Raw genomic sequence first — 15,774 nt, 5'->3', positions numbered from 1 at the left:
CCTTGTTGGTTTGCTTTCATCGTCAACACTCCATAAACAAAAGGGATTTTAAGATCGCTTGCTTCCCTGCTGCGGGGAAAGCTTGAGCTTCGATGCCAACTATGAAACACTTTGTTACCGATTGCAACTATGACTTTACTGATTTGGGACAAAAAAATGGTTTGTTGCCGTTCACACAGCGTCAGTAACAACTGTCATAATCCCCACTCATAGTTTTTTGCCGCAAGCAGAAGGATGCTGGTGTTATGGTTGATCTTTCCAATCCTCATGTACTCAGTTCCCTGTCTAAAAGGCTGATTCGTGAAGGCCTGATGGATGAAGGTGAAGCGCTGGCGGCTCAGGCCGATGCCCGAGATAAAAACCAGCCCTATATTCATTACCTTAGCGGTTCTGGTCGAATCAATTCCGACCTGCTGGCCAGCTTGGTTGCAGAAGAGTTTGGTCTGCCGTATCTGGATTTGGAGGCCTTTGATCCCACACAACTACCCAAAAAGGTGGTGGATGAAAATCTGCTGCGTAAACATCAGGCTCTGCCTTTGTATGTTCGGGGTAATCTGCTGACGCTAGGGCTTTCCTCTCCGACTAACCTGGCCGCTATGGATGAAATCCAGTTTCAGACCGGGCTGTTGATTCATCCGGTGATCGTGGCAGAAGACAAGCTGCATAACGCGCTGGAAAGATCACTGGAAACCGATATCGGGGCGCTGGGTGATCTGGACAGTGTCGAGCTGGATGGCATGGAAGTCGGAGATAGTCAGGAGCCAGAGGATGATGTACTGGGTGCAGACGCTGGCACAGAAGACGCCCCCATCGTTAAGTTTGTTAACAAGGTGTTATTAGATGCCATGCGTCGTGGCGCATCAGACATTCACTTTGAACCCTTTGAGCACAGTTACCGGATTCGTTGCCGTGTTGATGGCATTCTGCATGAAGTCACCCGCCCGCCTTTATCCCTGCGTGGGCGACTGGCCGCACGTTTAAAAGTCATGGCAAAAATGAACATCTCCGAGCGGCGTATTCCGCAGGATGGTGCTATCAAACTGCGGATTTCCAAAACCCGTACCATCGATTTTCGTGTGAATACCCTGCCGACCCTCTGGGGCGAAAAAATAGTACTGCGGATACTGGATGCCGAGAGTGCCAAAATGGGCATCGAGCAACTGGGCTTTGAGCCAGAGCAGAAACAACTCTACGAAGACGCCTTATCCCATCCCCAGGGTATGATTCTGGTTACTGGCCCCACCGGTAGCGGTAAAACCGTGACGCTGTATACCGGCCTGCATATTCTGAATACCCCGGAGCGCAATATTTCCAGCGCGGAAGATCCGGTTGAAATCAATATGGAAGGGGTAAACCAGGTTAACGTGAACACCAAGGTCGGGATGGATTTTGCTACCGCACTGCGGGCTTTTCTGCGCCAGGACCCTGACGTGGTGATGGTGGGTGAGATCCGCGATCTGGAAACTGCCGAGGTTGCCGTTAAGGCGGCACAAACCGGGCACCTGGTGCTTTCCACCCTGCACACCAACTCGGCCTCTGCCACCTTAAATCGCCTGATGAACATGGGTATTCCGCCTTATAATCTGGCGGCATCGGTGCAGTTGATTATTGCTCAGCGTCTGGCACGTAAACTCTGCCCACGCTGTAAGACACCTACCCAAACTGCAAAAGATGTGCTTGAATCCGTTGGTTTTACGGCGGAAGAGTTAAATAAAAATCAGATATTCCAGCCAGTGGGTTGCAGCCACTGCACCCACGGTTATAAAGGTCGGGTGGGTATTTACGAGGTGGTAAAAATTACACCTGAACTGGCGGATTTAATCATGCATAGTTCCAGTGCGCTGGAAATCAGCCGTAAAGCCCGCGAACTGGGTTTTGATGATCTGCGTATGGCAGGGCGTAAAAAAGTGCTGGCCGGTTTGACCAGTGTGGAAGAGCTAACCCGAGTCACCATGGAGTAGATGGTTTAAATGGCTAAAAAAGAAAACAAGGTTTTTATGTTCGCCTGGGAAGGCACCAACGCCCGCAGGGAAAAAGTCAAAGGTGAAATAGAAGCCGAAGACATTAACCTGGTGCGCGCCAAACTGCGCGAACAAGGCATCAGTCCCAAACGGGTGCGCAAAAAAACGTCCTTCGGTTTTGGTTTTGGTGACAAGATTACCGCACGGGACATCACCATTTTTTCCCGTCAGTTGGCGACCATGATCAAGGCCGGGGTGCCGGTGGTGCAGGCTTTTTCCATCACCATTGAAGGCCAGACCAAACCAGCCATGCGTAAACTGCTGGTGGATCTGCGCGATCAGGTATCTGCCGGTACACCTGTGGCTCAGGCGTTACGTCGCCATCCCAAGGTGTTTGATGATTTGTTTTGCAGCCTGGTAGAAGCCGGTGAAAACTCCGGCTCTCTGGAAACCATGCTGGAGCGGGTTGCCATGTATAAAGAACGCATGGAATCCCTGAAAAACAAGATCAAAAAAGCCCTGTATTACCCAGTCTTTGTGTTAATTATTGGTATGGTGGTATCCGGTTTGCTGCTGGTTAAAGTGGTGCCGCAGTTTGAGAGTATGTTTGCCGGTTTTGGTGCTGAACTGCCTGCTTTCACCCAGCTGGTGGTGAATATGTCACGTTTTATGCAGGAATGGTGGTATCTGGTGTTTGGTGGCATTGGCGCAGCCATTTATGCGGTGATTTTTATGAGCAAGCGCTCACCGGCTTTTGATTACCGCCTCAGCCAGCTGAGTTTGCGTCTGCCCGTCATTGGTGAACTGCTGCACAAGTCTGCCGTGGCACGTTTCTCCAGAACCCTTGCCACTGCTTTTGCTGCGGGTGTCACACTGGTGGACTCTCTGGATTCTGCCGGTAACTCAACCAGTAATCTGGTGTACAAACACCATGTCAGCCGTATTCGTGATGATGTTTCCACCGGCCAGCAGCTGAACTTTGCCATGCGCAACGGCAAACTCTTCCCCACCATGGTGAACCAGATGGTGGCCATTGGTGAAGAATCCGGCGCATTGGATGTCATGCTGATGAAAGTGGCCGACTTTTATGAAGAAGAAGTGAATACCCTGGTGGATAGCATGACCAGCCTGCTGGAACCGCTGGTGATTGCCGTGCTGGGTATTATTGTGGGTGGTCTGGTGATTGCCATGTACCTGCCAATTTTTATGATGGGCGACATTCTTTGATGGCTTCTTTATGAGCGGGTTACACCTGCTGGATGCCAGCTTATGGCCGTTTTCCATGTGGCTGATGTTTGCCACACTGCTGGGGCTGGTGTGTGGTAGTTTTCTGAATGTGGTGATTTACCGCCTACCCTTGATCCTGCAACGTGAATGGAGTGCAGCTGAATCTCAGGAGTCAGCACAACCCTTGTCCTTAAGCTGGCCGGCATCTCACTGCCCAAGCTGTAAAACGCCACTGCGCTGGTGGCATAACCTGCCTCTGATCAGCTGGTTAATGCTGCGTGGGCGTTGTGTTGCCTGCAAAGCACCCATTGCTGCCAGCTACCCAATGATTGAGCTACTGGCGGCTGTGCTGAGTCTGCTTCTGGCATGGCGTTTTGGTGCCAGTTTACAAGCTCTGGCATTCATGGGTTTTGCCTGGACGCTGCTGGCTCTGGCAATGATTGATGCCCAGACCCGCCTGTTACCGGATCGCCTGACACTGCCACTGGTCTGGGCAGGTTTGCTCTGGCACTGGTTGTTTTCAGATCAGGCCCTGTTTGATCAGGCGTTTTTAGGTGCTCTGGTGGGTTATCTTTCACTCTGGTGCCTTTACTGGTTTTTTAAACTGCTGACCGGCAGGGAGGGCATGGGTCGCGGGGATTTTAAACTACTGGCGGCGATGGGTGCCTGGCTGGGTGCTCCGGCATTGGTGCCGGTAATTTTGTTATCATCTCTATCCGGGTTATTGCTGGCACTGGTAGTAAAACTGCGAGCCGACTGGCAGCAGGGACAGGCCATACCTTTTGGTCCTCATTTGGTGGTTGCTTGCCTGTTGTTACTGGTGGGTGGCCGAGAACTGGCCGGTGTGCTGGGTTTGGCAGACTGGTTATTAATCACCGGCTGGGCGTTTTGATGGCTGGTGTTGATCCAGCTGACGCAGGTATTGGAGTTTCTGGGCGATTTTGATTTCCAGCCCCCGCTCCACCGGCTGATAAAACCGCAGATCCTGCAGTGGTTCGGGTAGGTAAACCTCTCCTGCAGCATAAGCATCCGGCTCGTCATGGGCATAACGGTAATCAGCACCATAACCCAGATCAGCCATTAAATCCGTGGGGGCATTACGCAGGTGTAACGGCACCTCATAACTGGGGGTGCTTTTGACGGTTTGCATGGCGGCTTTATAAGCCATATACACGGCATTGGATTTTGCTGCCACCGCCAGATACACCACAGCATGAGCAATTGCCAATTCACCTTCTGGGCTACCCAGCCGGGTTTGTACATCCCAGGCATTAAGTGCCAGCTGCAAACCACGAGGATCGGCATTACCTATGTCCTCACTGGCCATACGCACCACTCGGCGGGCGATATACAAGGGATCACAACCACCATCCAGCATCCGACACAACCAGTAGAGTGCAGCATCCGGGGCTGAACCCCGCACTGATTTATGCAGGGCAGAAATCTGGTCATAAAAGGCTTCTCCGCCCTTGTCAAAACGCCTCAGACTTTCTTGCACCACTTCTGCCACGGTAGCGGCAGTAATTTGCCCTTCTGATGCCAGATCCGCAGCAATTTCCAGAAAATTCAGTGCCCGCCGTGCATCACCATCTGCTGCCCGCGCCAGCAGCAACAGGGTTTCATCATCGGCCTCTATCCCGCGCGTGCCTAAACCTCGCTGCGGGTCACTCAAGGCCTGTTGCAGCAGGTTATGCAACACCTCCACTGTCAGGGATTTAAGCAGGTAAACCCTGGCGCGGGATAAAAGCGCTGAATTGAGTTCAAAAGAGGGGTTTTCGGTGGTTGCCCCGATAAAAATAAAGGTGCCGTCTTCGATGTAGGGTAAAAATGCATCCTGCTGAGATTTGTTAAAGCGGTGTACTTCATCCACAAATAACAGGGTGGGCTGGCCGTTGAGCTGGCGTAACTGCTGTGCATCACTGACGGCTGCGCGGATGTCTTTGACACCACTCATCACCGCCGAAATGCTGACATAACGTAACTGGCCTTGTTCTGCCAACAGCCTTGCCAGGGTGGTTTTACCCACGCCGGGCGGCCCCCACAAAATCATGGAGTGCAGCTGTCCTGCTTCCAGTGCCTGACGCAGGGATTTATCGCGCCCCAGCAGATGATCCTGCCCCAGATATTCATCCAGAGTGCGTGGACGCATTCTGGCCGCCAGGGGTTGCCAGCCATGGCTGGTTGCTGTTGATGCTGAAAACAGGTCATCAGCCATCACTATTCCTGTATCACATCCACCCCGGTCGGTGGTTCAAACTCAAACTGTTTTTGATCCAAGGGTTGGTTATAAGCACTGATGGTCAACTCCACACGGGTTTGCTGACCCAGACTGTCTTCCAGCTGCAAAGCGCTGATCCGACCATCAACAAAATAGAGCCGTAACACTTCAAACAGGCTGTCACTACCCAGCGGCAACATGCGGAATTCTTCTTCCTTGCCGCGGGATACATATTGGATATCAAAATGTGAAGTCAGGTCTTTGGCATCGCCAGAAAGAATCAAGGCCGGGGTGTTGGTCATGCGTTGATCCAACTTTTGAATGGTCACCTGCTCCAGATCCGGGTCATACACCCAGAGGGTTACACCATTGGAGACCAGCAACTGCGGATAAGGCATCTCGGTATGCCAGTAAAAGCGCCCCGGTTTTTGCAGGCTCATGCTGCCTCGGGCCTCCTGTAGCCGCTGACCACGGGCATCCAGTGTTAATTGTTCAAAGCTGCCTTCCAGGCTTTGCAGTTGCTGTAGATAAGCTTGTAATTTTGCAACATCATCTGCAGCCTGCAGGCTAAAAGCCAGCCCAGACAACAGCAGTGCATTAAGGATTTTTTTAAACATGTTGATTTTAACGCTCCGGTATCAGCAGTTCACGTTGACCATTGGACTGCAAGGGAGAAACCAGTCCTGCCATTTCCATGGCATCGACCAGACGAGCGGCACGGTTGTAACCAATTTTAAAGCGCCTTTGTACCGCCGAGGTTGAAGCCCGGCGGGATTCAATCACAAAAGCGACGGCTTCATCGTACAGCGGATCATTTTCATTGTTGCTGTCTCCGGTGGATTCCGCTTCTAGACCAGCCAGCGCCTGAGCTTCGACATCACCCGTGAGGATAGATTTCTCATAATCTGGTGCACCACGCAGCTTCCAGTTTTCTACCACGCGATGTACTTCATCATCACTGACAAAAGCACCATGAATACGGGTGGGCAGTGGGGCGCCGGTTGGCAAGTACAACATATCACCATTACCCAGCAGTTGTTCGGCACCACTTTGGTCCAGAATAGTGCGGGAGTCGATTTTACTGGACACCTGAAACGCTATACGCGTAGGAATATTGGCCTTGATCAGGCCGGTGATCACATCCACCGAAGGCCGCTGGGTTGCCAAGATCAGATGAATGCCCGCCGCCCGGGCTTTTTGTGCCAGTCGAGCAATGAGCTCTTCTACTTTTTTGCCGACCAGCATCATCATGTCGGCAAACTCATCAATTACCACCACCACATAGGGCAAAGGCTCAAGGTAAGTCGGTTCACAACCAGGCAGTGGTTCTTTTAATGGATTAGCTACACGGGCACCCTGCTGAGCGGCTCCTGCCAGCTTTTCATTAAAACCGGCTAGATTACGCACGCCCATGGCGGCCATCAGCTGATAACGCCGCTCCATCTCGGCTACACACCAGCGTAGCGAGTTGGACGCTTCTTTCATATCCGTCACCACCGGTGCCAACAGATGTGGAATGCCTTCATAAATCGACAGCTCCAGCATTTTGGGGTCAATCATAATCAAGCGCAATTCTGCCGGTGTCCGTTGTAACAACAAGGACAACAACATGGCATTCACACCCACGGATTTACCCGATCCGGTGGTGCCTGCCACCAGCAAGTGTGGCATTTTGGCAAGATTAACCACCACAGGATGACCGGCAATATCCTGCCCCAGCGCCAGGGGTAATGGATGTTGATCCTGCAGAAAGTCATCCGAATTGAGCACTTCTTGCAGGCTAATCAATGACCGTTGTTTGTTGGGTAATTCAATACCTATGGTGGATTTGCCGGCTATCACCTCCACCACGCGGATACTGGGAACCCGCAGGGCTCTGGCCAGATCCAGCGCCAGATTAGCAACACGCGAGGATTTAATACCGGCAGCCAGTTCTAGCTCAAACTGAGTGATAACCGGCCCCGGATGGACATCTACGACACTGGCTTTAACACCAAACTCCTGCAGTTTCTGTTGCAACAAGATGGCCATGAAATCCTGTTCTTCGGGTGTAAAACCCACCTGCTGAGCCGAGGGTGTGTCGAGCAAATCCAGCCCCGGTTTTTCACCCTCCGGCGGTTGCTGAGCTGCCTGATCTTGCTTTGAGTCAGCTTTTTGCATTGTAATCAAGGGCGGGCTTGTGTCTTCTTCTGCATCAGGCTCGGTACCAAAAAAAATGCTGTCATCTGTCAATCGAGGTTCGGCAGGTGCCATGCGAGTGGGCGGCTCTTTTAACTGAGAAGGCCAGCCGTTGCTAGCAGGGGGGTGTTCTTTTTCATAATACTGGCGTTTTTCCTCCTGCCGCAGAGCCGTTGCTTCGGAAAAAGCTTGCTGGGCTTTTTCGGCCAGCCTGACCAGCAGGTACCCTAGTTCATCCATGATCATCAACCAGGACCAGCCGGTGATTAGTGAAAAACCGGCAATACAGGCACAGATAAAAATAAGGGTGGCACCCAGATGACCCAGCAGCGGGCCGGAAAAACTGGACAGGCTTTCACCCAGAATACCGCCTGGGCCATAAGGCATATCCACCGACAAAGCATAAAAATGCCGCGCCGCCAGTGCTGCAACACCCATCACCAGTAGCACAAATCCGAGAAAACGCAGCGATGGAATAAAAGGGTCCCAGTCTTCTTTCTCCCAGCGGCGGCGTAACAGCTGGATGCTTAGATGCAACAATGCCAGCGGCAGCAGCCAGGCTGCAAACCCCATCAGGGAAAAAAGCACATCGGCTAGCCAGGCACCGGAAAGCCCCATCAGATTACTGGCCGGAGCCAGTGAAACTCTGTTCCAGCCAGGATCGGCTGAATTAAAACTGAATAACGCCAGCAGCAACATGAGTGCCACCAGCACCAGCAAGAGCACGCCTGCTTCCTGCAGTGCCTTTCTGAGGCGTGCTGCCAGGTTTATGTCTTGATCACTCATTTTAAAAGTTTATCCGCAGCTTGTTGCCAGACGACCTGACACCTTATGATAAAGCCCGTTCACAGACTTTTTGTCTGTCGCCATTGTATAACAGCTCGAAGGCTCACACATGCTCGAAATCTGGCAGCTGGATGAGACACTCTGGTTTCCCTCACCCCATCTTGCCCTGAAGGAACCCAACGGCCTGCTGGCTTTTGGTGGTGATCTTTCACCAGAACGCCTGCTATGTGCTTATCAGCAGGGAATTTTCCCCTGGTTTAATGAAAATGAACCCCCTCTCTGGTGGTCACCGGCACCTCGCATGGTGCTGTTTCCTGCCGAAGTGCACATCAGCCGTAGCTTGGGTAAACGCCTTCGTCGAGGTGATTTTACTCTGACTCTGGATCGGTGTTTTGAACGAGTGATTCACCAGTGTGCCTCTTTGCGGGAAAACACCACCGGTACCTGGATTACACCAGAGATGGAAAGTGCTTATAATCAACTGCATCAGCAGGGTTATGCTCACTCGGTGGAAGCCTGGCAGAATGATCAACTGGTGGGTGGTTTGTATGGACTGGCACTGGGTGAGGTGTTTTTTGGTGAATCCATGTTCAGTAACGTTAGTGATGCCTCCAAAGCCTGTTTGGTTTTTCTGGCCAGGCAGCTGCAACAGCAGAATTTTAAGTTGATTGATTGCCAGGTTTATTCGGAGCATCTGGCCAGCTTGGGAGCACGGGAGATCCCGCGTGATGAGTTTCTAGGTTATTTGCAGGAGAAGGCAGGTGACAATCAACACCCTTGATCCGCAGACCTTTGCACTGCGTTTTTATCAGACCATGCCGCATCGCTGCAGTTATTTGCAGGATCGGGAAGCCACCACCCTGTTTCTTGATCCTCAGCAGCCGCTGTCGCAGGATATTTACAACGCTCTGACTCAGGTGGGTTTCCGCCGCAGTGGCCGGCACCTGTACCGTCCTCATTGTCAGGGCTGTAATGCCTGCCAGTCGGTGCGTGTCAAAGCAAAAGAGTTCAAACCCAATCGCCAGCAACGCAAAATCCTTAATCGCAACAGTGATTTAAGCTGGGAGGTTTTTCCCACCCGTTTTACCGATGAATATTATCAGTTGTACCAGAAGTATCTGGAAAGCCGCCATGCGGATGGTGATATGTATCCACCCAGTGAAGAACAGTTCCGCAGTTTTTTGTTGCTGAATGAACCCTGGGCACAGTTGGTGGAGTTTCGTGATACTCAGGGTGATTTGCTGGCGGTGGCTGCAGTGGATTGCCTGCCAGATGGGTTGTCCGCTATTTATACTTTTTATGATCCTGAACAAGACCGCCGCAGCCTGGGGGTTTTTGCGGTGCTTTGGCAAATCCAGCAGATACAGGCAATGAATCAGCCGCATCTTTATCTGGGTTACTGGATCAAAGCCTGTCGCAAAATGAACTACAAACAGAACTATCAACCACTGGAAATCCTGCAACAGCAGCTGTGGGTGCCGTTTAATCCAACCTGATCGTGTCTTTGTTTTGCGCTTTGCCGAAAAATAGGGCAGAATGCACGCGGTTTTTTACAAATATCAGAGGTTCATGCCGAATGGCAAAAGAAGATCATATTGAAATGGAAGGTGTTGTTGTTGACACTCTGCCCAACACCATGTTCCGCGTTGAACTGGAAAATGGTCACGTATTAACAGCTCACATTTCCGGAAAAATGCGCAAGAACTACATCCGCATTCTCACTGGCGACAAGGTTAAGGTTGAGCTTTCTCCCTACGACCTGACTAAAGGCCGCATCACTTACCGCGCTCGCTAGTCAGGCAGTTGCTAGTCAGGCACTAGTTGAGCAGCACATGACCAAGAAAATTCAGGGGCGATTGCTTTCGCCCCCTTGTTTATTTTCAATACACGTCAGATAAGCCGAATCAGGTTTAAACCGCGCGCTCTTCTTCTGCCTGAGCGGCTGGTTCAAACTCCAGTTTCAGACCATCCTTGCCTGCCGTGACATGAACAGTACCCCCGTTCACTGACAACTCTCCAAACAGGATTGCTTCAGCCATCGGCTTCTTGATCTGCTCCTGGATCAGGCGTGCCATCGGACGTGCACCCATGGCTTCGTCATAACCCTTCTCGGCCAGCCAGCTACGCGCTTTGTTGTTCACTTCGAGCACCACCCGTTTGTCATCCAACTGGGCTTGCAGCTCAACCAGGAACTTGTCCACCACGCTCTTGATCACTTCAGTATCCAGCGACTTGAACTGGATAATGGTATCCAGACGGTTGCGGAATTCTGGTGTGAAGAGTTTACGAATGGCTTCCATACCATCGGTGCTGTGATCCTGATGCTGGAAACCGATGGAACGGCGAGTCATCACTTCTGCCCCGGCATTGGTGGTCATCACCAGAATGACATTACGGAAATCCGCCTTGCGACCGTTGTTGTCGGTCAGGGTGCCGTGATCCATGACCTGCAACAGCAGGTTAAAGACTTCCGGGTGTGCCTTTTCAATTTCATCCAGCAACAACACACAATGCGGGTTTTTGGTGACCGCTTCGGTCAGCAGGCCGCCCTGGTCATATCCAACATAACCAGGAGGTGCACCAATCAAACGGGACACTGTGTGACGTTCCATGTACTCGGACATGTCAAAACGCAGCAGCTCAATGCCCAGTGTTCGCGCCAGCTGTTTGGTGACCTCGGTTTTGCCCACCCCAGTGGGGCCGGCAAACAGGAATGCACCAATGGGTTTTTCCGGCGCCTTGAGTCCGGCACGAGACAGTTTGATGGCATTGGCCAGCGCTTCGATGCCTTCGTCCTGCCCAAACACCAGCATTTTGAGATCCCGCTCCACATTACGCAGCACTTCTTTGTCGTTGCTGGACACGGTTTTTGGTGGAATGCGGGCAATTTTTGCCACGATGGCTTCCACTTCCGCCACGCCAATCACTTCTACCCGCTGATCTGCTGGCAGCAACTGCTGGTAAGCACCGGCTTCGTCCACTACATCAATGGCTTTGTCCGGCAGGTGTCGGTCGTTGATGTAACGATCCGCCAGACGGGCCGCTGTTTCCAGTGCATGGTCGTCATAACGCAGCTTGTGATGTTTCTCAAAACGGCTTTTTAAACCCTTGAGGATGGCAATGGTGTCTTCAACACTGGGTTCCATCACATCAATTTTCTGGAAACGACGCGCCAGGGCACGATCCTTTTCAAAAATGCCACGGAATTCCTGGAAGGTGGTGGAGCCAATACAACGCAACTCACCGCTGGAGAGCATGGGTTTGAGCAGGTTGGAGGCATCCATTACACCGCCGGATGCGGCACCGGCACCAATGATGGTGTGAATTTCATCAATAAACAGGATGGAGTTTTCCTGCTTTTTGAGTTCATGCAGCAGGGCTTTGAGGCGTTTTTCAAAATCACCACGGTATTTGGTACCTGCCAGCAGTGCGCCCAAATCCAGCGAATAAACAATGGCATCGGCAATCACTTCCGGTACCTCGCCATCCACAATGCGCTTGGCCAAGCCTTCAGCAATGGCGGTTTTACCGACACCCGCCTCACCGACCAGCAGCGGGTTGTTCTTGCGACGCCGCGCCAACACCTGGATGACTCGTTCAATTTCGTGATCCCGACCAACCAACGGATCAATACGTCCAATTCGTGCCTGTTCATTCAGGTTAGTGGCAAAGCTGTGTAGAGGGTGATTGGTGCTGACCCCTTCGGCCTCTTCCTGCTCTTGCCCAAACAGGTTGCCGGGTTGTTCGGGGCTATCTGAAACCTTGGAAATGCCGTGGGAGATGAAGTTAACAACATCCACCCGCGCAATGTCCTGTTGTTTGAGGAAATAAACCGCCTGGCTTTCCTGTTCGCTGAAAATGGCAACCAGTACGTTGGCACCGGTCACTTCACTTTTGCCAGAGGATTGCACGTGAAAAACTGCGCGTTGTAACACCCGCTGAAAACCGAGTGTTGGCTGGGTTTCGCGTTCCATATTGTTATTTGGAATCACTGGGGTGGTGGCATGGATAAAATCACTGAGATCTCTGCGGATGCCGCTGAGATCTGCCCCGCAGGATTTTAATACTCTTGCCGCTGACTCGTTATCCAGCAGCGCCAGGAGCAGGTGCTCCACTGTCATGAATTCGTGGCGTTGCCGTCTTGCCAGGGTGAACGCCTCATTCAGCGTGTGTTCGAGATCTTTGCTTAACATGAGCCTACCCTCACTTACCCGCCTGGGAACCGGTTATGACCTTCTGGTCTTTTTACTACTCTACTGCTTCAACATTGCACATCAACGGATGTTGGTTCTCACGGGCAAAATCAACCACCTGCGCCGCTTTGGTTTCCGCAACATCCCTGCTGTAGATTCCACAGACTGCACGACCCTGCATGTGCACAGCCAGCATAACCTGTGAAGCCTTTTCCATATCCATATTAAAAAACCCGATTAATACCTCAACCACAAACTCCATCGGCGTAAAATCATCATTCAGCATCACCACCTTGTACATTGGGGGCTTTTTTAATGCCGGTTTGGCTGCTAAGGTTGCCAGCCCACCATCCCCGTGCTCCTCGTGCCCCTCTCCCTTGTGGTTATTTGCACAACGAATTGCAGCGGACGCAAACTTCTGTGACTTCAATGACCAACCCTCTTGCATCAGAACCCCTGACCACTTAGTCTCCTGCCCTTATAAATAATTCCCTTGCAACAGAATAACTAACCTTTCCTAGAAAATAGGGATAATTCAGTAAAATCACAAGGGAAGTCTGTAAAAAAACCTTCTGCTACCATTGATGAGACTCCCATGAGTGACCTTTATCTTTTCTACAAACCCTGGCAAGTGCTGTCACAATTCACCGATGACAAGGGGCGCACCACTCTGGCTGAGTTCATCAAGACCGATGGTATTTATCCCGCCGGTCGTCTGGATTATGACTCAGAGGGATTATTGTTGCTGACCGGCGACGGTGAATTGCAGGCTCGCATCACTCACCCGGAATTTAAACTGCCCAAAACCTACTGGGTGCAGGTGGAAGGCCAGGTTACCGACGAAGCCTTAAAAGCCCTGTGTGATGGTGTGGAGCTGAACGATGGCAAAACCCGACCAGCCAGAGCACGCCTGATGAAAGAGCCCAAACTGCTGCCCCGCGCTGAGCCGGTTAATCCACGTCCTGGCAAGGGCACCAGCTGGATTGAAATTACACTGATTGAAGGTCGTAATCGTCAGGTGCGCCGTATGACCGCACATGTCGGTTTTCCAACCCTGCGTTTGATTCGCTGGTCAATCGGTAGCTGGTCACTGGAGCACATGCGACCAGGTCAGCTGAAACAAACACGGGTGCATCTGCCAACCAAAGAACACAAGGTGGCACTCAAGCCCCGTAAAAAGGGTATAAAAAAGGAGGCACCATGAGTCGCTGGACACCCAATTCCACGGTTGCCACGCTGGTTTATGATGGTGAGTGTTTTCTGCTGGTGGAAGAATACGACCAGCAGGAACGTCCCGGTACACCGGTACTGAACCAGCCTGCTGGTCATCTGGAGCAGGACGAAAGCCTGATTGAAGCAGCTGAACGGGAAACGCTGGAAGAAACCGGCTGGCTGGTTGAAGTACAGGCGTATCTGGGTCTTTACATCAATACAGCACCCAACGGTATTACCTACCATCGCCATTGTTTTATCGCCCGCCCCTTGTCCGAAGTGCCTGATGCGGTTTTGGATGAAGGCATCATTGGCGCACGCTGGCTGACCTTTGAAGAAATTCTTGTCGCTGAACAGGCGCAAAGGTTGCGCAGCGGCATGGTTCGCCCTTGTTGCGAAGATTATCTGGCTGGTCGTTCCTTCCCGCTGGAGGTGATCCGGGATTTTCGTGCCGAGAAAAGCGCTTAAAGTTGAGCGCTTTTGTCATGTATAATGCCTCGGTTTATTTGTCCATCCAGCGGAGCTCTCAGTGTCATCCACCCGTCTTGATCCAGCCTCTACCCGCGTGATTGTCGGCATGTCCGGCGGCGTGGACTCTTCCGTTTCAGCCTTGTTGTTGTTGCAGCAGGGTTATCAGGTGGAAGGCCTGTTCATGAAGAACTGGGAAGAAGACGACAATACCGAATACTGTACGGCAAAAGAAGACTATGCCGATGCTCAGGCGGTGTGTGACAAACTGGGTATTAAACTCCATGCTGCCAATTTTGCCGCTGAATACTGGGATCATGTATTTGAGCATTTCCTGGCCGAATACAAGGCTGGTCGTACACCCAACCCGGATATCCTCTGCAACCGCGAAATCAAGTTCAAAGCCTTTCTGGATTATGCCCGCCTGCTGGGAGCCGATTACATCGCCACCGGCCATTATGTGCGCCGTGGCCAGGATAAAAACGGCCAGGCACTGCTGCTGCGCGGCCTGGATAACAACAAGGATCAGAGTTATTTCCTGCACGCGGTGGGTCACCGTGAAATCGGCCTGACATTTTTCCCCGTGGGTGAGCTGGAAAAACCCGAAGTGCGCCGCCTGGCCGAAGCGCATGAGCTAGTGACGGCCAAGAAAAAAGATTCTACCGGCATCTGTTTTATTGGTGAGCGCCGTTTCAGTGACTTTCTCAAGCGTTATCTGCCTGCTCAGCCCGGTGAAATGGTCACGGATAAAAACGAGTTGATCGGTCAACATGCCGGGCTGATGTATTACACCCTCGGTCAGCGTCAGGGGTTAGGCATTGGTGGCGTGAAAGGTTACCCGGAAGCCCCTTGGTTTGTGGCCGGCAAGGATCTGGACAACAATCGTCTGATCGTCGTGCAGGGTGAGGATCATCCACTGCTGTTTACCGATGGCCTGATTTGTGCCGCGCCCGACTGGGTTGCGAATCAGCCACCGGCCAGCCAGTTCAGCTGTACCGCCAAGGTGCGTTATCGCCAGAATGATCAGCAGTGTGAGGTTGAACTACTGGACGGAGGGCGTTGCCGAGTGGTGTTTGCTGAACCACAACGAGCCGTGACACCCGGTCAGTCGGTGGTGTTTTATCGGGATGAAATCTGCCTTGGTGGTGGTGTCATCGAAGAAACTTTTTTATGCACGCAGTCAACCCAATTACAGGATGAACCAACAGCGTCAACTACCCCTGCCTGAAGGCAGGAGCTTGTGAAAACAAGCTTAAGTTGACCAGGGAAAGCGGTAACCAATCCGCTACGTTAGCAACAGGTCGTTAAGACCCACCAGCGAATGCTTCCTCAGTTCGCTGCTCTGGAAGGACAGGATCACGCTGGCGTAAGGTAAAGCGCCGAAGGTTCTGTCCGCCATCCTGCAAAGGATGGGAGCCGGTTGCTGACTTTCCCGAGGGGAGATGGGGCTTTGCCCCGCGTCACTAGTGCCCGTAAGGGCTTTGTTTAAGTGTTAAAGCGGAGAAACAGCATGGCTGTTTTTGTATTGGAC

Annotated in this window: 15 protein-coding genes; 9 read left to right on the top strand and 6 right to left on the bottom strand. The window is 52.0% G+C overall.

Annotated elements, in window-relative coordinates; translation table 11 throughout:
- On the bottom strand, positions 1-191 hold a 191-nt coding region (locus IBX50_RS10375; protein ID WP_292255642.1), incomplete at its 3' end, for a hypothetical protein.
- 54 nt (positions 192-245) lie between these two features.
- On the opposite strand from IBX50_RS10375, the gene pilB reads away from it, so the two are divergent.
- The 3 genes from pilB to IBX50_RS10360 are packed head-to-tail and all read left to right on the top strand — an operon-like array spanning position 246 to position 4,080.
- Positions 246-1,961 carry a type IV-A pilus assembly ATPase PilB gene (gene pilB / locus IBX50_RS10370; protein ID WP_292255641.1) on the top strand — a complete coding sequence of 572 codons (1,716 nt, stop codon included), beginning with the start codon at positions 246-248 and terminating at the stop codon, positions 1,959-1,961.
- A 9-nt stretch (positions 1,962-1,970) separates the two neighbouring features.
- Complete coding sequence (locus IBX50_RS10365; protein WP_292255640.1) at positions 1,971-3,188, top strand: type II secretion system F family protein; 1,218 nt, start codon at positions 1,971-1,973, stop codon at positions 3,186-3,188.
- Positions 3,189-3,198: 10 nt separating this feature from the next.
- Positions 3,199-4,080: an A24 family peptidase gene (locus IBX50_RS10360; RefSeq protein ID WP_292255638.1), complete on the top strand. Its 882-nt coding sequence runs from the start codon at positions 3,199-3,201 to the stop codon at positions 4,078-4,080.
- Here the strand turns inward: IBX50_RS10360 and IBX50_RS10355 are convergent.
- Genes IBX50_RS10355 through IBX50_RS10345 form a run of 3 tightly spaced genes read right to left on the bottom strand, consistent with a single transcriptional unit; the run spans position 4,057 to position 8,370 of the window.
- A complete protein-coding gene (locus IBX50_RS10355) occupies positions 4,057-5,403 on the bottom strand; it encodes a replication-associated recombination protein A (RefSeq protein WP_292255636.1) in 1,347 nt (448 codons plus the stop codon). The genes IBX50_RS10360 and IBX50_RS10355 overlap by 24 nt on opposite strands.
- A gap of 2 nt (positions 5,404-5,405) precedes the next feature.
- Entirely contained in the window at positions 5,406-6,023 is a 618-nt protein-coding gene (lolA, locus tag IBX50_RS10350) for an outer membrane lipoprotein chaperone LolA (RefSeq protein WP_292255633.1), read from the bottom strand.
- A gap of 7 nt (positions 6,024-6,030) precedes the next feature.
- A complete protein-coding gene (locus tag IBX50_RS10345) occupies positions 6,031-8,370 on the bottom strand; it encodes a DNA translocase FtsK (protein WP_292255632.1) in 2,340 nt (779 codons plus the stop codon).
- A 109-nt stretch (positions 8,371-8,479) separates the two neighbouring features.
- Here IBX50_RS10345 and aat point away from each other — a divergent pair, with 109 nt between their 5' ends.
- From aat to infA, 3 genes are all read left to right on the top strand, one after another.
- Positions 8,480-9,151 carry a leucyl/phenylalanyl-tRNA--protein transferase gene (gene aat, locus IBX50_RS10340; protein WP_292255630.1) on the top strand — a complete coding sequence of 224 codons (672 nt, stop codon included), beginning with the start codon at positions 8,480-8,482 and terminating at the stop codon, positions 9,149-9,151.
- A complete protein-coding gene (locus IBX50_RS10335; RefSeq protein WP_366930707.1) occupies positions 9,132-9,866 on the top strand; it encodes an arginyltransferase in 735 nt (244 codons plus the stop codon). Before aat ends, IBX50_RS10335 begins: the two co-directional genes overlap by 20 nt.
- Positions 9,867-9,946: 80 nt before the next feature.
- Positions 9,947-10,165, top strand: coding sequence for a translation initiation factor IF-1 (gene infA, locus IBX50_RS10330; RefSeq protein ID WP_292255628.1), 219 nt, complete (start codon positions 9,947-9,949; stop codon positions 10,163-10,165).
- Positions 10,166-10,280: 115 nt separating this feature from the next.
- Here infA and clpA read toward each other — a convergent pair whose 3' ends face one another.
- Both clpA and clpS read right to left on the bottom strand, forming a co-directional pair.
- Positions 10,281-12,563 carry an ATP-dependent Clp protease ATP-binding subunit ClpA gene (clpA, locus tag IBX50_RS10325; protein WP_292255626.1) on the bottom strand — a complete coding sequence of 761 codons (2,283 nt, stop codon included), beginning with the start codon at positions 12,561-12,563 and terminating at the stop codon, positions 10,281-10,283.
- 55 nt (positions 12,564-12,618) lie between these two features.
- The gene (gene clpS / locus IBX50_RS10320) at positions 12,619-13,011 is read right to left on the bottom strand and encodes an ATP-dependent Clp protease adapter ClpS (RefSeq protein WP_292255624.1); all 393 of its coding nucleotides are present in this window, start codon (positions 13,009-13,011) and stop codon (positions 12,619-12,621) included.
- Positions 13,012-13,158: 147 nt separating this feature from the next.
- Between clpS and IBX50_RS10315 the strand changes: the two genes are divergently transcribed.
- The 3 genes from IBX50_RS10315 (at position 13,159) to mnmA (ending at position 15,471) form a co-directional block, all read left to right on the top strand.
- Entirely contained in the window at positions 13,159-13,767 is a 609-nt protein-coding gene (locus IBX50_RS10315) for a pseudouridine synthase (RefSeq protein WP_292255623.1), read from the top strand.
- On the top strand, positions 13,764-14,243 hold the full coding sequence (locus IBX50_RS10310; protein ID WP_292255621.1) for an NUDIX hydrolase: 480 nt from the start codon (positions 13,764-13,766) through the stop codon (positions 14,241-14,243). The genes IBX50_RS10315 and IBX50_RS10310 overlap by 4 nt, the downstream gene beginning before the upstream one ends.
- 61 nt (positions 14,244-14,304) lie before the next feature.
- Positions 14,305-15,471 carry a tRNA 2-thiouridine(34) synthase MnmA gene (gene mnmA, locus IBX50_RS10305; RefSeq protein WP_292255619.1) on the top strand — a complete coding sequence of 389 codons (1,167 nt, stop codon included), beginning with the start codon at positions 14,305-14,307 and terminating at the stop codon, positions 15,469-15,471.
- Positions 15,472-15,774 lie beyond the last annotated feature (303 nt).

It is taken from the genome of Marinospirillum sp. (assembly GCF_014859565.1).
This window is presented reverse-complemented; position numbering and strand designations above follow the sequence as displayed.